23 protein-coding genes and 1 pseudogene are annotated in these 23,077 nt (G+C 65.5%); 6 read left to right on the top strand and 18 right to left on the bottom strand.

The window, feature by feature from the left end:
• Positions 1–17 precede the first annotated feature (17 nt).
• From R5H29_RS03765 to R5H29_RS03700, 14 genes and pseudogenes are all read right to left on the bottom strand, one after another.
• A complete protein-coding gene (locus R5H29_RS03765) occupies positions 18–275 on the bottom strand; it encodes an acyl carrier protein (protein ID WP_006402206.1) in 258 nt (85 codons plus the stop codon).
• Positions 276–292: 17 nt separating this feature from the next.
• Entirely contained in the window at positions 293–550 is a 258-nt protein-coding gene (locus R5H29_RS03760; RefSeq protein ID WP_005411610.1) for a phosphopantetheine-binding protein, read from the bottom strand.
• Positions 537–1,334, bottom strand: coding sequence for a 1-acyl-sn-glycerol-3-phosphate acyltransferase (locus R5H29_RS03755; RefSeq protein ID WP_021203501.1), 798 nt, complete (start codon positions 1,332–1,334; stop codon positions 537–539). Before R5H29_RS03755 ends, R5H29_RS03760 begins: the two co-directional genes overlap by 14 nt.
• A complete protein-coding gene (locus tag R5H29_RS03750) occupies positions 1,327–2,070 on the bottom strand; it encodes a beta-ketoacyl synthase chain length factor (protein WP_019661717.1) in 744 nt (247 codons plus the stop codon). The genes R5H29_RS03755 and R5H29_RS03750 overlap by 8 nt, the downstream gene beginning before the upstream one ends.
• 215 nt (positions 2,071–2,285) lie before the next feature.
• A complete protein-coding gene (gene cydB, locus R5H29_RS03745) occupies positions 2,286–3,299 on the bottom strand; it encodes a cytochrome d ubiquinol oxidase subunit II (RefSeq protein ID WP_332328767.1) in 1,014 nt (337 codons plus the stop codon).
• Position 3,300: 1 nt separating this feature from the next.
• Positions 3,301–4,698, bottom strand: a complete 1,398-nt coding sequence (locus tag R5H29_RS03740; RefSeq protein ID WP_332328766.1) for a cytochrome ubiquinol oxidase subunit I — start codon at positions 4,696–4,698, stop codon at positions 3,301–3,303.
• Positions 4,699–4,827: 129 nt separating this feature from the next.
• Complete coding sequence (locus R5H29_RS03735; RefSeq protein WP_332328764.1) at positions 4,828–6,027, bottom strand: ABC transporter permease; 1,200 nt, start codon at positions 6,025–6,027, stop codon at positions 4,828–4,830.
• A gap of 1 nt (position 6,028) precedes the next feature.
• Complete coding sequence (locus R5H29_RS03730; protein WP_197576856.1) at positions 6,029–7,327, bottom strand: FtsX-like permease family protein; 1,299 nt, start codon at positions 7,325–7,327, stop codon at positions 6,029–6,031.
• 27 nt (positions 7,328–7,354) lie between these two features.
• Positions 7,355–8,179 (bottom strand): hypothetical protein, encoded by an 825-nt coding sequence (locus tag R5H29_RS03725; protein ID WP_332328763.1) that lies wholly within the window; start codon positions 8,177–8,179, stop codon positions 7,355–7,357.
• Complete coding sequence (locus R5H29_RS03720) at positions 8,176–9,393, bottom strand: hypothetical protein (protein WP_332328762.1); 1,218 nt, start codon at positions 9,391–9,393, stop codon at positions 8,176–8,178. Before R5H29_RS03720 ends, R5H29_RS03725 begins: the two co-directional genes overlap by 4 nt.
• A 51-nt stretch (positions 9,394–9,444) precedes the next feature.
• Entirely contained in the window at positions 9,445–9,753 is a 309-nt protein-coding gene (locus tag R5H29_RS03715; RefSeq protein WP_260363783.1) for a hypothetical protein, read from the bottom strand.
• Positions 9,754–10,078: 325 nt separating this feature from the next.
• A complete protein-coding gene (locus R5H29_RS03710; RefSeq protein WP_332328760.1) occupies positions 10,079–10,294 on the bottom strand; it encodes a hypothetical protein in 216 nt (71 codons plus the stop codon).
• Positions 10,291–10,942, bottom strand: a pseudogene (locus R5H29_RS03705) (RNA polymerase sigma factor). The gene R5H29_RS03710 and the pseudogene R5H29_RS03705 overlap by 4 nt, the downstream one beginning before the upstream one ends.
• 37 nt (positions 10,943–10,979) lie before the next feature.
• Complete coding sequence (locus tag R5H29_RS03700) at positions 10,980–11,309, bottom strand: hypothetical protein (RefSeq protein ID WP_010482336.1); 330 nt, start codon at positions 11,307–11,309, stop codon at positions 10,980–10,982.
• Positions 11,310–11,476: 167 nt separating this feature from the next.
• Between R5H29_RS03700 and R5H29_RS03695 the strand changes: the two genes are divergently transcribed.
• The 5 genes from R5H29_RS03695 (at position 11,477) to hemF (ending at position 17,577) form a co-directional block, all read left to right on the top strand.
• Positions 11,477–13,846 carry a S9 family peptidase gene (locus R5H29_RS03695; RefSeq protein WP_332328759.1) on the top strand — a complete coding sequence of 790 codons (2,370 nt, stop codon included), beginning with the start codon at positions 11,477–11,479 and terminating at the stop codon, positions 13,844–13,846.
• Entirely contained in the window at positions 13,843–14,262 is a 420-nt protein-coding gene (locus R5H29_RS03690) for an NUDIX domain-containing protein (RefSeq protein ID WP_332328758.1), read from the top strand. The genes R5H29_RS03695 and R5H29_RS03690 overlap by 4 nt, the downstream gene beginning before the upstream one ends.
• 30 nt (positions 14,263–14,292) lie before the next feature.
• On the top strand, positions 14,293–14,853 hold the full coding sequence (locus R5H29_RS03685) for a hypothetical protein (protein WP_111102304.1): 561 nt from the start codon (positions 14,293–14,295) through the stop codon (positions 14,851–14,853).
• 141 nt (positions 14,854–14,994) lie between these two features.
• On the top strand, positions 14,995–16,641 hold the full coding sequence (locus R5H29_RS03680) for a hypothetical protein (protein ID WP_332328757.1): 1,647 nt from the start codon (positions 14,995–14,997) through the stop codon (positions 16,639–16,641).
• Between the two features lie 39 nt (positions 16,642–16,680).
• Complete coding sequence (hemF, locus tag R5H29_RS03675; protein ID WP_021203513.1) at positions 16,681–17,577, top strand: oxygen-dependent coproporphyrinogen oxidase; 897 nt, start codon at positions 16,681–16,683, stop codon at positions 17,575–17,577.
• Positions 17,578–17,613: 36 nt separating this feature from the next.
• On the opposite strand, the gene R5H29_RS03670 is transcribed toward hemF, so the two are convergent.
• Positions 17,614–18,093 carry a DUF421 domain-containing protein gene (locus R5H29_RS03670; RefSeq protein ID WP_021203514.1) on the bottom strand — a complete coding sequence of 160 codons (480 nt, stop codon included), beginning with the start codon at positions 18,091–18,093 and terminating at the stop codon, positions 17,614–17,616.
• A gap of 354 nt (positions 18,094–18,447) precedes the next feature.
• Positions 18,448–21,222 carry a DNA polymerase I gene (gene polA, locus R5H29_RS03665; RefSeq protein WP_332328756.1) on the bottom strand — a complete coding sequence of 925 codons (2,775 nt, stop codon included), beginning with the start codon at positions 21,220–21,222 and terminating at the stop codon, positions 18,448–18,450.
• Positions 21,223–21,320: 98 nt separating this feature from the next.
• On the opposite strand from polA, the gene R5H29_RS03660 reads away from it, so the two are divergent.
• On the top strand, positions 21,321–21,605 hold the full coding sequence (locus tag R5H29_RS03660) for a DUF2782 domain-containing protein (protein WP_005411628.1): 285 nt from the start codon (positions 21,321–21,323) through the stop codon (positions 21,603–21,605).
• A 150-nt stretch (positions 21,606–21,755) separates the two neighbouring features.
• Here the strand turns inward: R5H29_RS03660 and R5H29_RS03655 are convergent, their stop codons facing one another.
• Both R5H29_RS03655 and R5H29_RS03650 read right to left on the bottom strand, forming a co-directional pair.
• Positions 21,756–22,202 carry a universal stress protein gene (locus R5H29_RS03655; protein ID WP_005420335.1) on the bottom strand — a complete coding sequence of 149 codons (447 nt, stop codon included), beginning with the start codon at positions 22,200–22,202 and terminating at the stop codon, positions 21,756–21,758.
• Between the two features lie 191 nt (positions 22,203–22,393).
• On the bottom strand, positions 22,394–22,948 hold the full coding sequence (locus tag R5H29_RS03650; RefSeq protein ID WP_332328755.1) for a hypothetical protein: 555 nt from the start codon (positions 22,946–22,948) through the stop codon (positions 22,394–22,396).
• Positions 22,949–23,077 lie beyond the last annotated feature (129 nt).

The raw sequence follows: 23,077 nt of genomic DNA, 5'->3' as shown, positions 1-23,077 counted from the left end.
AGCCGTCGGCGCTGCGGTCAGGCGGCTGCCTGGTCCGGCAGCAGCCTGTGCACCACATCGACGATGTCCTGCACGGTACGCACGGCCTTGAACGCTTCCGGCTGCAGGTTGCGGCCGAGCAGCGGCTTGAGCTGCACGATCAGGTCCACCGCATCGATGCTGTCGATGTCCAGGTCGTCGTACAGGCGGGCTTCCGGGGTGATCCGGGCCGTTTCGATCTCGAAGCTGTCGGTCAGGATGCTGACGATGCGTTCGAACAGTTCATTCTTGGTCATGGCAATTCCTGGCGCCGTTACGACTGGCGGGCGGCGACGAACTCGCCGAGCGCGCGCACGCTGGAGAAATGGCGACGGGTTTCTTCCGAATCGGCCGAGAGGCTGACACCGTACTTCTTCTGCAGCGCCAGTCCCAGCTCCAGCGCGTCGATCGAATCCAGGCCGAGGCCCTCGACGAACAGCGGCGCGGTCGGATCGATGTCCTCCGGCGTGATGTCCTCCAGCGAAAGGGAGGAAATGATCAATTCCTTGATCTCGTGCTCAAGTGCTTGCACGGTTCGGATCTCCAGACAGGTCGAAATAACGAGAAAGGTGCTCGGTGACGCGACGGGCCGCCAAGGCATCCCCCCTTGGCGAGTCGTCTTCGGCCAGAAATGGCGCGATCGGGATATCTTCGCCGATCTGCAGCCGAACGTGAAAGCGACGTGAGGGGACACGATACCACTTCTGCCCCTTGGTCAGCGTTGGCGGGCTGCAGGTGATCCGCACCGGGGTGACGTCGATGCGGCCCCGTACGGCGATGTTGGCGGCCCCGCGCTGCAGCCGCGGTGGCTGCCCCGGCACGCTGCGGGTGCCTTCCGGGAAGATGACCAGGGTGCCTCCAGCGCGCACTGCGGCCACACAGTCATCGACCAGGCCGGCGCCATCGTCATTGGAGATGTAGCCGGCAGCCCGCACCGGGCCGCGCATGAACGGGTTGCAGGCCACCGCCCGCTTGACCACGCAGTCGGCGTTGGGAAGCAGCGAGATCAGGCAGACCACGTCGATCAGGGTCGGGTGGTTGGCCAGCACCAGCAGGCCGTCGCGCTGCAGGCGTTCGCCGCCCTCGATCTCGTAGGTCATCACCCCCAGCCCGCGCATCAGCCGCAGATGGCTGGCGAACGCGACCTGGACCACGCGCCGGGCACGGCGGCGCCGCGCCACCGGATCACGCATCAGCAGCAACACCGGCATCACCAGAACGCCGAGCAGCAGCCCGCCCAAGCCGAATGCGGCAAAGCTCAGGCCGGTGCCGAGCACCCGCCAAGCATGATCGAGACGGCGCAGCGCCTCAGCCACGGCGCCCCCAGCGCCAACGCTGGCCCTGAGCCACGTGCTCCAGCGCCGGCGCGCCGGACAGCAGAAAGCGGTGCAGGTCCAGCGCGTGCGGCAGCGTGCCCGGGGCGGTGGCAGTGGCCTCCGGCGCCGCCTCCCACTGCAGGGAGAGGATCGGCTGGCCCGGCATCGGCGCCGTCAAACGCCAGCACCAGGCAAAGAACGGGTCAGGTTCGTCGGCAAACGTCGCGTAAATTTCAGGAAGCGGCGACTCATAGACCACCACCCGCACTTCGCGGGCGCCATCGGCGAGCAGACCGGCCGCTTCCAGGCAGGCGGTCTCGACCGTGGCCTGGCCGGCGGCCAGCGCCAGGTAGTTGCCGCGGTGACCGCGCGCGATCGAGTACAACGCAGCGATCGCGTTGTGCACCGACAGGCCGAACCCCGTCGGTGACAGGGGCTGATCGCTGGCGAGCGCCCCCAGCAGCTCCATCGAACGGGCCACGTCGCCGTGGCGGCTGGCGAACACCAGCGGCACCTGGCTGTCAGCGCCCTGCCCGTCCTCGCACCAGCAGGCAGCCTGGATCGCCATCCGGCCCAGCCGCTCGATTCGACGGCGCTGCATTGCCGGGATTTCGGCGAGCGGCGGCGTGTCTTCGCCAACCGGCGGATACGGCGCATCGGCCCAGCCCAGCCACTGGCTACGCTCGCTCAGGCCGGGCGCCCAGGCAGCCCAGTCGACGATGGAGAATTCGATCATTAGCGAAGGTGCTTCAACGGGAGAACGATAGGCACGAGCCATTACGGCGACGCGCGGCGGCCCCCCGTTCCTGCAGCCGTGCGTCCGTCCAGGACGTCGCCGGCTGCCCCCCTGGCTGCCGGAAAGGAGCGCACGCTAGCACGTCCCGCCCGGGGTGTGCAGATTTCACATTCCACAACAGGGGGCCCGGCACCAGCGGGCCCCGCTTCAATCGATCAGTGGTAACCGCTATCGGCGCGCACTTTGCCGCGGAACACCCGGTACGACCACGCCGTATAGCCGAGGATGACCGGCAGCAGCATGACCAGGCCGACCAGGCTGAAGCCCAGCGAGGAGGCCGGCGCGGCGGCCTGCCACAGGGTCATCGACGGCGGCAGCAGATAGGGCCACATGCCCAGCACCAGGCCGAGGAAGCCAAGCACGAACAAGGCCAGGCTGAGCAGGAACGGCGGCAGGTCGCGGCGCGGATGGGTCGCGCTGCGCCACAGCGCGGCGGCCACCGCCAGCGTCAACAGCGGCACCGGCGACAGCCACCAGAAGTTGCCGTCGCTGAACCAGCGCGCCATCAACCGCGAATCGAGGAACGGCAGCCAGCTGCTGACCAGGCCCATCGCCGCGATCACCGCCACCACCAGCGGCCGGGTCATCTGCCGGGCCAGCGCCTGCACGCGCCCTTCGGTCTTCAGGATCAGCCAGGTGCTGCCCAACAACGCATAGCCAGCCACCAACGCAGCACCGGTCAGCATCGCGAACGGGCTGAACCAGGTGAATGCGCCGCCCTGGTAGACGCCGTCCACCAGCGGGATGCCCTGCACCAGGGTGCCGAGGATCACGCCTTGGGCAAAGGTCGCCAGCAGCGAACCGAGGCCGAACGCCACGCTCCACAGCCGGCGCGATCGATGCGCCTTGAAGCGGAACTCGAAGGCCACGCCGCGGAACACCAGCGCCACCACCAGCAACAGCACCGGCAGGTACAGCGCCGACAACAGCACCGCATAGGCCTTCGGGAACGCCGCCAGCAGCCCGGCGCCGCCCAGTACCAGCCAGGTCTCGTTGCCGTCCCAGATCGGCGCGGCGGTGTTCATCATCAGGTCCAACTGCTCCTCGTCCTCGGCGAACGGGGCCAGGATGCCGATACCGAGCACGAAGCCATCCAGCACCACGTACATCAGCACGCCGAAGCCGATCACCGCGAACCACGCCACCGGCAGCCAGGTCATCAGGTCCATGTCAGCGCTCCTCCAGCGGTTCGTCGGCCGCCGACAGCGGGCGTGCCGGGGTGTGGCTGCCGTGGTCCAGCGATGGCCCATCATCGTGCGGACGCGGTCCGTGGCGCAGGATCTTCACCAGGTACCAGATGCCCCAGCCGAACACGAAGGCGTAGCCAACGACGTAGACCGCCAGCGACAGCGCGGTCATCCACGCGCTCTGCGGGCCGACCGCATCAGCGGTGCGCAGCACGCCATACACCACCCACGGTTGGCGGCCCATCTCGGTGACGAACCACCCGGACAGCAGCGCGATGAAGCCGCTGGGCAGCATCCAGTTCCAGCCGCGCAGCAGCCACGGCGAATCCAGCAGCTTCCTGCGCCACAACTGGAACGCCGACACCCAGGCCAGCAGCAGCATCAGCGTGCCCAGCCCGACCATGATGCGGAAGGCGAAGAACACCGGCGTCACCGGCGGCCGCTCGCTGGACGGTACCGAAGTGAGCGGGTCGAAGGTGCCGTTCAGGCTGTGGGTGAGGATCACGCTGCCCAGCTTCGGGATGGCAACTTCGAAATCATTGCGCTCTTCCTTCTCGTTCGGCAGCGCGAACACCACCAGCGGTACGCCCTCGCCCTCCTTGGTTTCATGCCAGTGCGCTTCCATCGCCGCTATCTTCATCGGCTGGTGCTTGAGCGTGTTCAGGCCATGCATGTCGCCGACGAAAATCTGCACCGGCACGGTCAGTGCCGCGAACGCCACCGCTGCCACCAGCATGCGCCGGCCCGCTTCCACATGCGTGCCCTTGCGCAGGTACCACGCACCGACACCACCGATCACGAAACAGGTGGTGATGAACGAACCCAGCGCCATGTGCGCCAGGCGATAGGGGAACGAGGGGTTGAACACCACCTGCCACCAATCGACTGGATGCACGATGCCGTTGACCATCTCGTAGCCGGCCGGCGTATGCAGCCAGCTGTTGGACGACAGGATCCAGAACGTGGAGAACAGCGTGCCCAGCGCCACCATGCAGGTGGACAGGAAATGCAGGCGCGGCGAAACCCGGCCCCAGCCGAACATCATCACGCCGAGGAAGCTGGCTTCCAGGAAGAACGCGGTCAGCACTTCGTAGGTCAGCAGCGGGCCGATGACCGTGCCGGCCACCTCGCTCAGCCGTGGCCAGTTGGTTCCGAACTGGAAGGCCATGACGATGCCGCTGACCACGCCCATGCCGAACGACACCGCGAAGATCTTCTGCCAGAAGAAATACAGCTCGCGCCACACGGGCAACTTCGTGCGCAGCCAGCGCCATTCGATGAAGGCCAGCCAGCTGGCCGTGCCAATGGTGAAGGCGGGGAACAGCACATGGAAACTGATGACGAATCCGAACTGGATCCGGGACAACAACAACGCGTCCAAGGGACGCCTCCTGCCTGTGACCGGTGGGATACCGGACCACTTTAGGAGGATTTCGTTAAGACGGGATGCGACCGGGTGACGCGCTGCTTCACTTTGTCGCAGGTGGAGCTGGGCTCACGGGCGAACGAATCAGAACGGCTTCAACAACGCCAATGGCTCCTCCCGCACCGTTCGCCATGCACGGGGCAGCAGGGCAGCAAGACTCGCCACCATCACCAACATGAACGCCATCAACCCTGTCAGCCACGACGATATCGAGCTTCGGTCCTCGGGCGACCAGAACAGGTACAGCGAACACGCGCCCAGCACGGCGCCAGGAATGGTGAAAATGCTGACTTCGAAGATGATCTCCGTGAAGATCACCGATGCGCGCGCACCCAACGTTCGACGGATACCGATGGAGCGCCGCCTGCGCTCCAGCCATGCGCCTACCACGCCGGACACGCCGGCCATCAGCACACCCAGGACCACCGCTGCCATGAAAGCGAGCATGGCCGTCGTGAAGCGGTCTGCACGAAGGTAGGCATCGCGATATCCGGCCAACGTGTCAACGCCTGTCGGCTTCACGACGCGATAGGGCTGCCGCAGCGCCTCAACGGTGCGGTCAAGCAACACGCGATCCACCTCCGAGTGGGATCCGATCAGGTAATAGCGGCTCGCACCGGTTGGAAAACCGGGAAACAGCGCCCACTGCGAGTCCCGATCGTTTCCACCTGGCGCAGGCCCGACGATGGACGAGAACACACCCACGATCACCCTGCTGCTTCCCGGCCCGAAGTACAGCTGACGACCCACGGCGCTCTCCGAGCCAAACAGATGGACGGCCAATGCCTCGCTGATCAGCACGACCGGCGCGCCGTCGGTCGCCTCATGGTCTGCCGGCAAACGCCCCTTCACCACCTGTGCCCCCAGCATCGTCAACAGGCCTGGGCTGGCGGTTATCACGGGAATGCGATCACAGCCTGCCACGTCGCTGCTGCCAGCCGCCATGGCGTGTGACATGGCTGCATCACTGGTGCATGCACCGTAATGATGAGCCCTGCCTCCGAACGGAACCGAATCGCTGGCGACCGCCTGCCGGACGCCAGGGAGCTGGATGGCGGAGAGGTCCGATCGCACCAACGAAGGCGCCACCCTCTCTTCGATATCGGAGACCCGGATGACACCGATCGCCTGTGCTCTCTCGATGCCCCGCGTGTTCAATCGTGAGAAACCATCTGCGGCAGACTGCAGGGCAAAGGCGCAGGCCAGGCTGGCCAGTGCGGCCTGTACAAACAGCAGCGACGCGCGGCCCAGGTGGTTGCGGACTTCCTGCATTGAATCCAGCATTTCACGCCGCTCCCTTTGCAAACAACCGCGACAGCGATCCGCTCCGGCAGACTTCCAGCGCGGGGATGAACGCGCACAACAGCGCTGTCGCGAACCCAACCCCGGCTGCCATCAGTACGGACGCGGGGTCCAGCGTAGTGATGGCCGACGGAAGCACCTCCCCTGTCGCCACCAGTCGCATGCCCACCGCATACGCAATGGCCGCCAATGCAGCACTGGCCAATCCCGACGATGCGCATTCCCACATGAGCTGGGCAAAAACATCCCCCCGCCGGGCACCCAGCGCGCGACGTATCGCAAGCTCGCGACGGCGCGCGCCCAGGCTGAATCCCAGCAGCGCGGCTGCATTGACGATGCAGACCACCAGCAGAAGCAGTGCCAGATGAAGCTGTGTCCGGGTGCGTTCAGGGACCAGCCCCTGTCGGTCCAGCCACGCCATCAGCGGCCAGAGCCCGACCTGATCGCTGTCCGGGTCAACCTGCAGATCCCGGGCTTGCGCGTACGCGTTCAGCATCGCGCGGTATCCAGACACGTCATCCACTGTCGGTAACCATGTCCACAGTTGCAGCCAGGACGCCTGCGGGCCAGCAAGGTCCACTCCCTCCCCACCGCCCCAGACCGCCACGCCGTCGACCACGGTCAATCCGTCCGCAATGGCAGTTTCAACCGGTAGATAGATCTGATCGGGTTCCACGAAAGGACGACGGGTCACGTCTCCCTGGAACATCGGCACCGGATGCCAGTCCTCCGCCACGCCGACAACCGTGTATGTGCGCCCGCTCAGCTCCAGCGGATGACCGATGCATCCGGCCGGGCACTCGACCGCTGCGAGTGCCCGTGACAGCACAGCGATCCGACTTCCAGCCTGCCCTTCCTCCGCCGTCCACGATCGCCCTTGCACCAGAGTGATCCCGAGCACGCCGAACACTCCTGACGTTGCGTATCTGGCACGCAGCCGGGCGCTTGATTGCCCGGGTTTCAGCAGGGTCACGGCACCACCGGCCATGGCCGCCTGATTCCAGGCATACCCTTGGTCCAGCAGGGCTTTGGCATCAGGCCAGGTCAACCCCTGCCCAGGATCAGGTGCCGCCGCGTGCTGTGCTCCCGGGCGCACGTCCAGGTGTGGACGGAAGAGCGACCCGCTGCGTCCCGGGACCGGATCGGAGGATGCCTGCAGCACAATGGACAGCATCACCATGGCGGTTCCCACTCCCGCACCGAGCATGAGAGCGACGGCAATGTGCGTCCGGAGGCGCTGCCGAAAGCGCTTAAGTGACAGAGAAACGTAATAGAAGATCACACACCCTCCATAGCGTTGACCCTTCGCCTAGACCGACGCGATCGGCATCCCACGCAGAAGCAGATCCCTGCTTCTCACTGGATCGCCAAGGGTGGCCAGATACGGGCTGAATGCACAGAAAGTGATTGTCGTCCCTTGGACGTAAAATAAGATCTCGCCAATTCTGCTATCGAACGTTTCGCGACATGCAGCTACTAGCGATGTGATAACACCCGCGCCGATCGATACCGCGCCTCGTGGAAATTCCAGGTCAACCGCATCGCCGTGATAGCTGCAGACTACGGGCACACCCTCAGGCCGTTCAACGAAGAAGGGATGCCACTGCTCCTCTCCCTCTTCTACATCCGACGTCCCATCCCACTTGAAGTAGGACCATACGGATTTCTGTATAGGATCCTTGAGATGAGAAGTGTCTGGCATCCTGTGGCCAAAGCCAAACGCGAATGGTGGAACTCTGATGTCTGAAACAAGGCCAGAAATCAGCATCCACTGAACATTCAGCGGAAGAAGTGATTTATTCACCCCGCGAGTACCGATTCCATGCGCCAGTGTTGCGGCACCCACCAGGAGAGAGCCCAGTGCAGCATGTGCCCAATTCTCATGTAGTCCACACTTGCGGAGCTTCATGCCGATATCGCAACGAGAGATATCAAACACCCGGTTGATTACGTAGTCTGCATGCAGCATTGGCTTCCCTCCAAGGGGGGCGGCAACGATCGGCGTCGCTTCCCGGATCGTCCACAGGCTGGTCAGCTGATCCAGATGAATCACGGTTACGTCCCTGACGTCGCGCAGAGCGACCGCGACTGCGTCCTGCTCATCCGAGTGAAGAACGACAATGGAATTTTTCATGCCACCGCCTCCGCGACCACAGCGCCTTCTGGAGATCTGTAAACTCTCTTGATTTCACTCTGCATTTCGTCGACCAGTGCCGTGAGCTTTTCTGAAGGCGCTTCTTCCAACACAAAAAGCGTCGATACTCTCCTCTCGATGAAGAACCCCCCATCGATATGCATCAGCCTTCGCCTCACTCTACTGATTGCTGCATGGTCGAAGTCCACGAAGAATTCCAAGGCACGAGCGAGCAACTGATGAATGGCGTAGTAGACGAACACAGCGTGAACCAGCGAGTGATTGGGAATGAAATTTCCCGACCAGGGGGAGACCGGCCGAACGCGGATTGCGCTGGACATGAACTTCCCGTAGACATCCTCATATGCTGAAAGAAACGAATGCACAGATTCATGCAGGATCGCTTCTGCGCAAAGATCAACCGTCATTTCTTCCCTATGGACATTCAGCACGCGAATGCAGCCCGCGTGAGTTGGCCGATACTCCGATCCAAGGTTGAGCTGGGCTACGCTGTCACCAACGTCAATGGATTTTCTGACAAGAACACGCCTTGTGAATGTTCGAATCAACAACCCGAGATGCGGAACTGACTCGTCCACCATACGAATGGCCGCTTCAAGCTTGTTCCTTATTAGTTGAATCTCGTTCTGTGGGATATCCAATGATGGTTGGCAGAACGTTCCGCTCTCGGGTTCGTACCTCTGCGAAAGCCGGCTGTCCACATCAAGGACAATCACTCCACCAATCCTGGGTCTGTCCATCCTTTCAGCGATGTCGCCCTCACTCGTTGTCACCCAGTCGCCCAGAGCGCTTTCGAGCGGGCTCGCGACAGCAGGCCGCTTCGGCTCAATGGTGTGGGTGCGCTGTTGAACCGGGCACTCGGCGATAGCCGCAAACCAAAGAGCATCGAGGGTCGAAACCGGCTCACCATGCTGATCTTCATATGCGATGCCCGCCGACTCGTCCAGGAATGCGGATACCCAAGGCGAGGCAAGAAGCCTCCGTCTTCCGGCAGCGTCAAGGCGATGAATTGCACGCTCTATCGCGTCGACCCGGCCCTGAATCCCAGCCCCTTCATCTCGCTTGACTGAAAGCGCAACTCCCAAGCGTTTCCCAGTAATCTCGATCCACGATTTCATCAACGCCACGCACACATCGGCCGTGCGTCCGGGCTCATCTATCGCCCCCTTCAGATCTTCAAAGCACAGCTCCATCAATCGCTCCTTGATGGCGGGCGATCACCTTTACAGCGATCGCCCGTTCTATCAGATAATGAATTTCCGGACTTCAGGAACTGCGTGCGCGAACCTGAAACTCTCCTTCTGCTGATCTCCGGTGGAGTAGTGTCCGCAATGGGTACCGCCACTCGAGTAGCTCGTGCACTGCGTACCTGCGATTTCATGATCGCCAGGCAGTTCGTGCGTAGACATCCCACTATCGATGCTGATTTCTGGAATCGAGAGGCTCTGAACCGGTGGCGACGCATCCGACTGCGCTGCAGCTGCAATGCCGGACAGGCCAAGCAGTGCTACGAGAGTAGGAGGAAGCAGCACAGACTTGTCGATCTTCGACATGACTCATCTCCGTTGAAGTTGATGGAACGCGAACAGGTCCAAGCCTCCCCGGCTATGACCTGCGTCAGCGATTGCCGACGACCGAGAGTTCCCCAGGACGCACATGAACCTCAATAGCGGAATGGAACTCTGCAACTATCCTCAAGATGGTTGAGAGCTCAGAATCATTGTCGGCAACATCAGCCTACGATTGGCGGCGCGATCACGACTCGTCATGGCGCTAATCACCACATCTTGATGAAGCTCGCGAGTTTCACGAGTCCTCATTCCAGGTCATTGGCCCTGCAGACCACGCAGAATGCGTCTAACGCATCACCACGTCCTGTCAGCGCCAGAAGTACCAGACAGCCCCTGCCACCAACGCCCCCAGCAACACCACCTGCACCACCACATACCCCACGCCACTGTCGCGCGACTCGGCGGCAATGCGCTTCTGCAGCGCCTCGCTCACATTCGGTGTCTGTTCCTGCTGCGCCTGCTCACGCAACGCCTGCGCCAGCGCGCGCTCTTCCGCATCGCGAGGGTCGGTGGGTGGGTTCACAGCAGCTCTCCGGCAGTGGCATGCCGCGTCAGTTCCTGCTTCAGGACCTAGCGCGCGGTGCAGGTGGCTCTTGATGGTACCGCGTGCCAGCCCAGTCACCTGCTCGATCTCGGCCAGATCGAAATCCTCCAGGTAATGGAGGCCGACGATCAGCCGCTGCGGTGCACTCAGCCGTTCCAGCGCCTCGCCAAGATGGCGACCAGCCTGCAGCGCCTCGCTCAGTTCAGCCGGCCCCGGCCCTTCATCGCCAATACCCAGTTCCTCGGGTACTTCCACCGCCACCATCCATTGCGCCTCCAGCCGTCGCCGGCGCAGGTGCTGCAACGCCGTGGTGTAGGCCACCCGTGAAACCCAGGTGCGCAAAGAGGATTCAAAACGGAACCGGTGCAGCTGGCGGAACACGGCCAGGAAGGTTTCCTGCAGCAGGTCAGCCACCTGGTCGCGGTCGCCCACCATGCGTCCGATCACATGCGCGCAGGTGCGTTGATGGGTCTCGACCAGCTGCGAAAACGCCGACTGCGAGCCATCGATGATGGCCCGCACCAGGGCCTGGTCCGCGTCGAGCGGCTCGGCGGGCGGTGCCGCCGATACTGCATCGTGGCGGCGACGGCCCCGCAGCGCCGACAGTGCTTCGCCGAGCAGGCTCATCTACGGGGCGCCCCCTGTGCCCGTGGCATGCGCCGGCTCAGCCCTTGCGCGCGGCAGGGCGGGTGAAGTGCCAGGCCAGCAGCTGGCCAAGGCCGGCGCTGCCAACCATTGCAGCGGCGGCGCCGAAGGTCAGCTCGCGTGCACCGATCGCCTCCAGCAGGCCCATCGCCACGGCCAAGCTGACCAAGCTGATGCCCCAGCGCAGCGCGCCCTGGCGGCGGCGCTCTTCTTCCAGCACGGCCAGCGAGCGGATCACTTCCTCGGGCACGTGCGGGGCCACCAGCTTGCTACGCGCGCGGGCATCGGCAATGGCGTGGATCGCGTAGGCGATGCAGATGAAGAGGGTGATCGGGATCAATTCCTGCATGGTCGGGCTCCTGTTCGGTGGATGATGCGGGTTCAGGAGAATGGATGCGCGACCACGGCAACCGGTTGCGCCACTTTGCCAATGCCGCTGCCATGACCTGTGGCCCCTGCCCCCGGCCCGGACGGCTGCTACCCTTGGCCGGTTTCCTCTTCTGGTGCCGTCCGCCCATGTCCCGAGTGCTGCCCCTGTCCCTCCTGCTGTCGGCCGTGCTGGCCGCACCGGCCGCGCATGCCGCGCCGACGCCGATCACCATCGAACAGGCCATGGCCGACCCGGACTGGATCGGTCCGCCGGTCGAGAAGGCCTGGTGGTCGTGGAACAGCCAACAGGTGGAGTACCAGCTCAAGCGCAACGGCAGCCCGGTGCGCGATACCTTCCGCCAGCCGCTGACCGGCGGCGTGGCCGCGCAGGTGGCCGATGACCAGCGCGGCACCCTGGACGTGGCCGATCCCGTCTACGATCGCAACCGCAGCCGCAGCGCCTTCGTGCGCAATGGCGATGTGTTCGTGCGCGACCTGCGCAGTGGCGCGCTGACCCAGCTCACCCGCAGCAACGAACGCGCGGGCAACGTGAACTTCGCCGCCGACAATGGCGTGATCTGGCGCGTCGGCCAGAACTGGTTCCACTGGACCGCCGCCAGCGGCGTGCAGCAGGTGGCCAGCCTGAAGGCCGAAAAGGATCCGCGTACGCCGCCGAAGGCCGATGTGCTGCGCGACCAGCAGCTGCGCACGCTGGAAACCCTGCGCCGCGACCGCGAGCAGCGCGAGGCATTGAAGGACCAGGACCAGCGCTGGCGCCAGGCCGACCCGACGCGTGCGCCGGGCCCGGTGTACCTGGGCGCCGACGTGGAGATCGCCGACAGCGTGCTGTCGCCGGACCTGACCCACCTGATCGTGGTGACCAAGCCGAAGGACTTCGACGACGGCCGCACCAGCAAGATGCCGCTGTATGTGACCGAATCGGGCTACGAGGAAACCGAGGACACCCGCACCCGCGTCGGCCGCAATGGCTTCGAGCCGCACACGCTGTGGTACGTGGACGTGCGCACCGGCAAGGCCGAAAAGGTCTCGCTGGCCAGCCTGCCGGGCATCAGCACCGACCCGCTGGCCGAACTGCGCCGCAAGGCCGGCAAGGACGCGCTGAAGGGTGAGCGCAGCGTGCAGGTGATGAGCGACTTCATGGGCGGCGGCATCCGCTGGAGCGCCGATGGCCAGCAGGCCGCGGTGATGCTGCGTGCCAACGACAACAAGGACCGCTGGATCATCAGCGTCAACGCTGCCGACGGCCGTGTGCAGAACCGCCACCGCCTGACCGACAACGCCTGGATCAACTGGGGCTTCAACGATTTCGGCTGGATGGCCGATGGCCGCACGCTGTGGCTGCTGTCGGAGGAATCGGGCTTCTCGCACCTGTATACCCAGGCCGGCACGGCCAAGCCGCAGGCGCTGACCAGCGGCAAGTGGGAAACCTCGGCGCCGGTGCCATCGGCCGATGGCAAGGGCTTCTACTTCCTGTGCAACCAGCAGGCGCCGCATGATTACGAAGTCTGCGCGGTCGACACCGGCAACCGCCAGGTGCGCGAGCTGACCAGCCTCAACGGCGTGGAAGACTTCTCGCTGTCGCCGGACGGCCAGCAGCTGCTGGTGCGCTACTCCGGCGCCTACCTGCCGCCGCAGTTGGCGGTGCTGCCCAGTGCCGGTGGCCAGGCGCGCGTGCTGACCGACACCCGCACCGCCGACTACAAGGCACGCCAGTGGATCCAGCCGAAGCTGGTGGCAGTGCCGTCCAAGCATGGTGCCGGCGTGGTCTGGGCCAAGTACTACGAACCGGAGAACAAGGAACCGGGCCGCAAGTACCCGATCGTGATGTTCGTGCACGGCGCCGGCTACCTGCAGAACGTGCACCAGCGCTACCCGGCCTATTTCCGCGAGCAGATGTTCCACAACCTGCTGGTGCAGAAGGGCTACATCGTGCTGGACATGGACTACCGCGGCAGCGAGGGCTACGGCCGCGACTGGCGCACGGCGATCTACCGCAACATGGGCCACCCGGAACTGGAAGACTACAAGGACGGCCTGGACTGGCTGGTCGACACCCAGCAGGGTGACCGCGACCACGCCGGCATCTACGGCGGTTCCTATGGCGGCTTCATGACCTTCATGGCGCTGTTCCGTGCGCCGGGCACCTTCAAGGCCGGCGCCGCGCTGCGCCCGGTGGTGGACTGGCACAACTACAACCACGGCTACACCAGCAACATCCTCAACACCCCGGACATCGACCCGGAGGCGTACCGCGTGTCCTCGCCGATCGAGTACGCACAGAACCTGCAGGACAACCTGCTGATCGCCCACGGCATGATGGATGACAACGTGTTCTTCCAGGACTCGGTGAACCTCACCCAGCGCCTGATCGAACTGCACAAGGACAACTGGTCGATCGCCCCGTACCCGCTGGAACGCCACGGCTATGTGCGTGCCGATTCCTGGCTGGACCAGTACAAGCGCATCCTCAAGCTGTTCGAGCAGAACCTGAAGTGAGCAATGCCGCAGCCACGATCCGGATCGTGGCTGCGGTCATCCTGGATGACCGCGGCCGGGCGCTGGTGGTGCGCAAGCAGGGTGCGCGCCGCTTCATCCAGCCCGGTGGCAAGCCCGAACCCGGCGAGGCGCCCCTGCAGGCGCTGGCCCGCGAGCTGGACGAGGAACTGGGCGTGCAGCTGCGCGCCGATGCCGCCATCGCGCTGGGCACGTTCGAGGACTGGGCTGTGAACGAGCCCGGCCACCGCGCGCAGGCACAGGCCTGGTGGGTGCAGGTGGACGGTGCGCCGCAGGCGCGCGCCGAGATCGCCGAGCTGGCCTGGGTGCCGCTGCAACCGCCGCATGGCCTGCCCTTGGCACCCTTGAGCGAACACCATATCCTGCCGGCGGTCGCCACCCGGGTGACGGTCCGCTGAGCAGGCGGGCGCCGACTGCAAGGACATCGGATGTCAATGTCGATCCCGTCGATCCCCTCGCCGCCGTCCCCGGCCTATCACGCCTGGGTGCGCCCGGTGGCACAGGCCTCGTTCTGGCTGTCACTGCTGCTGACGATCTACTTCGTGCTGCAGGGACTGGTGCTGTGGCCGCTGAACCACCTTGCGCTGTGGCACCTGGTGGAAAGCGAAGTGCAGCACCAGCAGCTGCACAGTCTGGTCTGGCTGCTGGCGCACCCGGTGGCCGCGTCAATGATCGTCGCGCTGTTGTGCCTGGCCTCGACCGTGTCCAGCTGGGGCCTGCTGCGTGAACGTCGCTGGGGCCTGTGGAGCTTCGTGGTGCTGCTGCTGTTGAGCGGCTTGAGCAACTTCGCAGTCGCCTGGTGGCTGGACGTGTTCATGCGCGACCTCATCCCATTGCTGGCCGATGACCCGGCCCTGCTGCAGGAGCTGCAGCTGAAACGCTGGCTGATCACGCTGACCGTGGTCGGCATGTCGTTCGTGCTTCTCGGCCTGCAGGGCTGGCTGGCCTGGCGCCTGCTGCGCCCCGACGTGCGCGCGCGCTTCCGCTGAGCTCTCGCTCCCGGCATTTTTGACGCGAACGACCTGCCCGGCACAGACGCCGTGACCGCAGCACAGGCGTTCCAGCGGGTTTGATTGCGGATCGGTGGCGGTTGGCTATCGTGGCCCGCGTCTTTCTGCCCTGGCTCCAAGATGCCTCCTTTCGCCCCACGCCACCTGATTCCGGCCTTCATTGCCTTGTTGCTGCTGACCTGGGCGCAGCAGGCGGCCGCAACCGGTCTGCCACGCTGTGGCCTATTCGCGGCCGAAGGCGGTGGCAACCAGCTGCGCGTGGATGGGCCTGACCGCGGGGTGGCGAAGAACACGCACATCTCTGATCGGCCCTTCGTTGTCCAAGAGATCGATGGCGAGCTGAGCCTCGTCAACCTCACCTTCGGAATTACATCTGGACTGAACGTCCAGCGTGGCGGTCGCGTCCTGCAGCAGGGCAACACGCGCTACCGCCTGATCCAGCCAGCGGCGTGCCTGCCCCCGGTCGAGCACGCGCCAGGCAGCTGCCTGGCAGATGCCCAGCGCTGCCTTGACAGGCATCATCATGAGCTGAGCCTGACGGCGCTGGAATCGGCCTGTGCCGAAGGGGTTCCATTTCTGTGCCAGCGCCTGCCCGATCGCTATCGCGAGGCTGACCAGGCCCCCGGGAGCGATACACCGACCGAAGCACAGATCGCGGTGATACAGGCCACGATGGAAAAGGAGATGGCCGAGATGGACTTCCCCCGCCAGTGTCGCAAGGATGACCCTGCGGCCGACACCGAGGCCTGCATGGCCATCCTGGAAGAGCGGCCAGAGCTGGTCGAGGCCGTCGCCACTGCCATCCGCACGGCCTCGATGGCGGCCAAGATGGTTGAAGTGTTCTCGCCTGCAGCCAAGCCTGCGCTGTCCGACGCGCGATTGCAGCGCCTGCAGGACCTATGCACGCAGGTGGGTGAAAGTGACTTCTGCATGGAGGTTGCCACCCTGCAGTGGACCGCCGGCAATCTGCAGGACGGCAGGGCGGCGTTGCAGATGGCCTGCGAAGGCGGCAACGAGACGTCCTGCCGGCAGGCGGCTGCACTGCGGGCGCTGGATGGGGAGCTGTTGCCGCAGGCCGCCAGCGCCGTGCCCTGTGGCCACTACGTGGCCTCCGGCGGGCTGTTGGACGAACTGACGTTCGGCGATGGTGGACTTGTGGAGGTGGGCTACGGTTCGCGGGTGCGTGCACGCGTGCAGGACGGCCAGATCCGCATGCGCCACGAGCTGGGGGGTGACTACGTGCTGCAACCGTTGGCCAACGGTGACCTGCTGGGGCTGGACGATTCGATGCGTTTTGAGCGCTTTCAGCGACAGCCGGGAAGTGCCCAGTGCAGCGCACCGCTGGTGTTCGACGAAATCCCATTCCCGCAGGATTGCCCACGCGCGTCGGTCGACGGCGAAGCAGAAGCCTGCTGCGCGGCCGGCAGGATGCAGGGCTGCAATGTGCTGGGCAGCCGCGCCGCGCTGGGCGGGAAGTGGGTCGAGGCCAGCCAGCACTACCAGAAGGTGTGCCAGGCCGGCATCCGCGAAGGCTGTGAAAACCTGGCCAGCGTGATGGAGAACAGCAGCAGTGTGGACGTCCGCCCCATGCTTGAGGCCGTCTGCGAGGCCGAGGGCAGTGGCCGCCACGTGGCATGTGACGTGCTGGCGACGCGCAACTGGAGCTTGCTGGGTTTCGGCCAGGCCTTGCAGCGTGCTGTCCAGGAGCATTCGGCGGACGAGGATCAGACCGGACCGGCGCCACGCACCCCCAACCACAAGCAGTAAGGGGCTTGCCTCCCCGGGCCCTGCGGTAAAGTACGCGCCATGAATGAATTCGAGCGCGTGCGCACCTACCTCACCGACTTGCAGGACCGCATCTGTGCGGCGATCGAGGCCGTCGATGGCCGGGCCCGCTTCCAGGAAGACCTGTGGCAGCGTGCAGAGGGCGGTGGCGGGCGTACCCGCGTGCTGCGCGACGGTGCGGTGTTCGAGCAGGCCGGCATCGGCTTCTCCGACGTTGCTGGCAGCCGCCTGCCGCCGTCGGCCTCGGCCAACCGCCCGGAACTGGCGGGCGCCTCCTGGCGCGCCACCGGCGTGTCGCTGGTGTTCCACCCGCTCAACCCGTACGTGCCGACCACCCATGCCAACGTGCGCTTTTTCCAGGCGCAGCGCGACGGTGAAGTGGTGGCCAGCTGGTTCGGCGGCGGCTTCGACCTGACCCCGTTCTACCCGTTCGACGAGGACGTGCAGCACTGGCACCGGGTCGCACGCGATCTGTGTGCACCGTTCGGCGACGAACGCTACGCCGCGCACAAGCGCTGGTGTGATGAGTACTTCTTCCTGCGCCACCGCAACGAAACGCGCGGCGTCGGCGGTCTGTTCTTCGACGACCTGCACGGCGACTTCGAGCGCGATTTCGATTATCTGCGCGCGGTCGGCGATGGCTTCCTCGACGCCTACCTGCCGATCGTGCAGCAGCGCAAGGACGCCATCTATGGCGAGCGCGAACGCGAGTTCCAGCTGTACCGCCGCGGCCGCTACGTGGAATTCAACCTGGTCTACGACCGCGGCACCCTGTTCGGGCTGCAGAGCGGTGGCCGCAGCGAAAGCATCCTGATGAGCCTGCCGCCGCGGGTGCGCTGGGAATACGGCTTCTCGCCCGAACCCGGCAGCCCCGAATCGCGCCTGGCCGACTACCTGGTGCCGCGCGACTGGCTCTGAGGGGTGTCGTCGCGCGGGGCGTGGGCTCGGCGCTGGTCAGCTGCCCTTCCGCGCGATGATGGTGATGTGCCCTGTCGTCTCCAGCAGGGCAATCTGCACATCTTCAATCTGCAGCCCGCCCTGCTGGCGCAGCGCGGCATCGAAGTCGGCGCGGCTGATCAGCTCGCGGCGAAGTACCGCCTCGAACAGGCGCCCATCGCGCGCGATTACGGTGGGTTCTCCTTCGATCAACCGCTCCATGCGCCGATTCCGCGTGGTGAGCCAGCCCACCCCGTAGTTCAGCAGGATCAGGGTCGCCGCCAGCAGCAGGCCGCCGCCCAGCGAGGTATCCGTGCCCAGCAGCGCGTTCTGCACCGCGTTGCCCAGCAGCACGATCAGCAGCACGTCGAACGGCGTGATCTGCCCCAGAGCCCGCTTGCCGCCCAGCCGGACCATGCCCAGCACCACGACGTAGACCACCACCGCGCGCAGGATGAATTCCCACCACGGCATGGCCAGGGCGAACAGGTCGGGCATGGTCTTCCCCTGCGGAACGGTGGCCCAGCCTAGCACCTGGGGTCAGATCCCTCTGCCCCATCAGCGCCCGGGGTATGCCATCGGCACAAATAAAAAGCCCCGCTGACCAGGGGGAGGTCAACGGGGCCGGGGAACGGGCACTTGGGGAGGAGTCCCCGTTCCGAGATCTGCTCCAGGGGATGGGAGAGATCCACAACAGGCATTGCGCCTGTCGGGAGTTATAGAAGCACTCCGAACACTAACGGTTCGTGAAGGGGCCCCATTTAATGAAATTCAATCGGGGCAACATTCATGGTCGAGTCAGAAACCCCCGACTCATGAACAAATTCACGTCGTTTTCGGCCCGGAATGCGGTCAGTGCGCTTCATCCCAGTTGCTGCCGACGCCCGTATCGACCACCAGCGGCACCCGCAGTTTGGCCGCTTGCGACATGCGTTCCACCACCTGCAAGCGCAAGTCTTCGACGAAACTGCTTTCGGTTTCGAACACCAGTTCATCGTGCACCTGCAGGATCATCCGTGCCGGTGCCCCGCTGTCGCGCAGCCACTGGTCCACATCCACCATCGCGCGCTTGATGATGTCGGCGGCTGTGCCCTGCATCGGCGCGTTGATCGCGGCGCGCTCGGCCCCGGCACGCAGGCCCTGGTTGCGGGCGTGGATGTCGTTCAGGTACAGGCGGCGGCCGAACAGGGTTTCCACATAGCCCTGGTCGCGGGCCTGCTGGCGCATCCGCTCCATGAAGTCGCGCACGCCCGGATAGCGGCTGAAGTACAGCGCCACGTAGTCCTGTGCCTGGCCACGGTCGATGCCCAGATTGCGGGCCAGGCCGAAGGCGCTCATGCCGTACATCAGGCCGAAGTTGATCGCCTTGGCGGCGCGGCGCTCGTTCGGGGTCACCTCCTCCAGCGTGCGCCCGAACACCTCGGCGGCGGTGGCGCGGTGCACGTCGGCGCCCTGCTCGAAGGCGCGCACCAGGCCCGGGTCCTCGGACAGGTGCGCCATGATCCGCAGCTCGATCTGCGAGTAGTCGGCGGCCAGCAGCTGGCAGCCTTCCGGGGCGATGAACGCGCGGCGGATGCGGCGGCCATCTTCGGTGCGGATCGGGATGTTCTGCAGGTTCGGGTCCGACGAGGACAGGCGGCCGGTAGCGGCGCCGGACTGGTGGTAGCTGGTGTGCACCCGGCCGGTGTCCGGATTGACCATCTCCGGCAGCTTGTCGGTGTAGGTGCTGCGCAGCTTGGCCAATCCGCGGTAGTCGAGGATCACCCGCGGCAGTTCATGCTGGTCGGCAATCGCCTCCAGCGCCTCTTCATTGGTGCTGGGCTGGCCCTTCGGGGTCTTCACCACCGCCGGCAGCTTCAACTCGTCGAACAGCACCGCCTGCAACTGCTTGGGCGAATCCAGGTTGAAGCTGCGGCCGGCCAGCTCGGTGGCCTTCTGCTGCGCGGCCAGCATGCGCGAGGACAGGTCCTGGCTCTGGCGGCGCAGTTCGTCGGTGTCGATCCGCACGCCGTTGGCTTCAATGCTGGTCAGCACCGGCACCAGCGGCATCTCGATGTCGCGGTACACGCTGTCCAGCGCCGGCTCGGCCAGCAGCTGCGGCTGCAGCGCGCGATGGAGGCGCAGGGTAATGTCGGCGTCCTCGGCCGCATAGCGGCTGGCTTCGTCGATGCCCACCTGCGAGAACGGAATCTGCTTGGCGCCCTTGCCGGCCACGTCCTCGAACTTGAGGGTGGTGTAGCCCAGGTAACGCAGGGCCAGCGAATCCATGTCGTGGCGGGTGGCGGTGGAGTTGAGCACGAAGCTCTCGAGCATGGTGTCGTCGTGGTAGCCCTGCACCTCCACGCCGTGGCGGCGCAGCACATGCAGGTCGTACTTGCCGTGCTGGCCCAGCTTCTTCTTCGCCGGGTCCTGCAGCACCGGCCGCAGCGCATCCAGCACCTGCTGCATCGGCAGCTGGGCCGGCGCGCCCGGGTAATCGTGGCCGACCGGAATGTAGGCCGCCCTGCCCGGCTCGACCGCCAGGCTGACGCCGACCAGGCGCGCGCGCATCGCGTCCAGCGCATCGGTTTCAGTATCGAAGCTGATCAGCTCGGCCTGCTGCAGGCGCTCGACCCAGGCCTGCAGCTGCCCGCTGGTCAGCACGGTCTCGTATTCACCCGGCGCGGACAGTGCCGGATCCAGCGTGCCGGCGGCGGGCGCCTCGACGCTGCCACGCGCGAAGCCGGCCGCAGTGCCGCGCAGGCTCGGGGTCGCCTCGCTGGCGGCCACCGGTGCCGGCACAGGCGCGCCCAGCTCCTTCAGCGCCTGGGTGAAACCATAGCGCGTATACAGCTCGGTCAGCGCCGGAACATCCTGCTCGCGCAGCGCCAGGCTGGTCGGGCTGGCCTCGAGCGCCAGGTCGGTGCGGATGGTCACCAGCTCGCGGTTCAGCGGCAGGCGCTCCAGCGCGGCGCGCAGGTTCTCGCCGATCTTGCCCTTCATGGTCGGCGCGGCCGCCATCACCCCGTCCAGGTGCTGGTACTCGGCCAGCCACTTGGCAGCGGTCTTCGGCCCGCACTTCTCCACGCCCGGCACGTTGTCGACCGCGTCGCCCATCAGCGCCAGCAGGTCGACGATCTGATCGGCGCGCACGCCGAACTTGTCCATCACCGCCGCGTCGGAATCCATGCGGCTGCCGGTCATGGTATTGACCAGCTCGATACCCGGGCGCACCAGCTGGGCGAAGTCCTTGTCGCCGGTGGAGATGGTCACCTTCAGGTCCTGCGCCAGGCCCTGCAGCGCAAGCGTGCCGATCACATCGTCGGCTTCCACGCCGGGGATGCGCAGGATGCTGATGCCCAGCGCTTCGACGATGCGGCACATCGGCTCGACCTGGCTCCGCAGCTCATCGGGCATCGGCGGGCGGTTGGCCTTGTACTGGTCGTACAGGTCATCACGGAAGGTCTTGCCGGGCGCATCGACCACGAACGCGACGTAGGCCGGGCGCTCCTTCAGCGTCGAACGCAGCATGTTGACCACGCCGAACAGCGCGCCGGTGGGCTCACCCTGTGCATTGGACAGGGGCGGCAGCGCGTGGAACGCGCGGTACAGGTAACTGGACCCGTCGATCAGGACTAATCTGCTCATGCGCCGATTCTACGCGCCCGTGCCTGCACCGCGACGACACGGCACGCACCTGGCGATGGGGCATAATCAGGGCTCTCTCCAGGCAAAGGCCCCTGCCGATGAAGACCCTGATGCTGGCTTCCCTGCTCCTGCTCGCTGGCTGCGCCAGCATGGGTGGCGCAGGTGCTCCCCCGGTGGACGTCAAGGGCGCCGATGTCTCCAAGCGCACTATGGACAACGGCGATGTCATCGAGGAATACCGTGTGTCCGGCCAGCTGCGCATGGTCAAGGTGACCCCGTCGCGCGGTGCCCCGTTCTACATGTACGACAAGAACGGCGACGGCCGTTTCGACAACGACAAGGATGGCGTGTCGCCGGTGTACTGGAAGCTGTACAGCTGGTGATGTGACCGGGGACGGATCCCTGCGATCCCTGCGATCCATGCGATCCAGTAGATCCACGCCATGCGTGGATTCACCCCCGGCCCCCACAAAAAACAACGCCGGCGCGCATCCTGCGGCCGGCGTCGGGTCCCCTCCCCGGGAACGCTTGAATCAGCGGATGACCAGCACCGGCAGCGTGCTGCGTGCCAGCACCTCAGCGGTCTGGCTGCCCAGCAGCACGCGGGTCACGCCCCGGCGGCCGTGCGAGGTCATCACGATCAGGTCGCTGTTGCGCTCGGCCGCCGTCTCGATGATGCCGTCGGCCGCGTAGCGATCCAGCACGTGCACCGGGTTGGCGGTGATGCCCTGCTCGGCAGCCTTGGCCAGCGCCGGCTGCAGCACCTTCTGCGCGCCTTCCTCGCGGTCAGCCTTGTATTCCGGGCTGTTCATGTAGCCCACGCTCCAGCCCATGGCGTCGTACATGCCGACGGCCCACGGCTCGGAGACAGTCACGATATCGACCTCGGCGTTGAGGTCCTTGGCCAGCTCCAGGCCCTTGGCCAGGCCCTTGTCGGCCAGCTCGGACCCGTCGGTGGCAATCAGGATGCGCTTGTACATGGTGGGGCTCCGTGGCGGTCTGCCAGATGGGAACGCCACCATTGCACACCGGATGTGGAGGCGGCGCCTTGAGCAGGATCAATCCGGCGCTGTGCAGGGGCCCGTGCGCACCGTCGCGTGGTCCGAGGGACGCGCTCGGCCGGCCCCCTTCTGTAGAGCCGAGCCCATGCTCGGCTCCACAACAATGTCGCTCAGGCGATCTGCACCACGCGTGCGTTCTGGCACAGCGGATAACTGGACACGAATTCGGCAATCGCATCACGCATCGCCTCGAACGATTCGCCGTACATGTACAGCGCGGTCTCGCTCGGGCCCTGCCACCAGCTGCAGATCTCGCCCAGGCCGTCGATGTTCTCCGACAGCTGCTCGAACACGTGGTTGGAATCGCACTGTTCGTAGACCTCGTCCGGCAGGTTCAGGCCATCCAGATAGATGCCCAGCCCCTCGGTCACGCCGAAGCTGCGATCGGCTTCACCCGCGCCCTGGATCTTCGAGCCCTTCGGTGCACCCAGCTGCTCCAGCAGGTCGATCAGCTTGGGCACGCCATCGGCATCGACCAGCGCCACTTCGATATCGCCGTATTCGACCTCACCCAGGTCGGACATCGCAGTGCCGCCGCCGGTGAGCTCGCCCACCTGGGCCGCCTGCAGCAGCGCGTCAAGCGGATCCTCGAACAGTTCGTGGCGATGCTCCGGCTGCAGCCGGGCGTTCAACTTCACGGTGACGTGCAGCGTGGGTTCGGTCATGGGGCGTTCCTGGAAGAAGTGCCGCCTATTGTAGAGCCGAGCCCCAGGACGGGGGGGGTTTTGGGGGAAAACCCCCCCCCCCGGGCGGCGGGGGGCACGGAATACATCCCGCCCCCCCGGGGACCGCAA

Source organism: Stenotrophomonas sp. A3_2, from assembly GCF_036624925.1.
In the GTDB taxonomy this organism is placed as follows: domain Bacteria; phylum Pseudomonadota; class Gammaproteobacteria; order Xanthomonadales; family Xanthomonadaceae; genus Stenotrophomonas; species Stenotrophomonas hibiscicola.
Note: the sequence above shows the minus strand (reverse complement) of the source record. Positions and strands in the feature narration are given on the sequence as shown.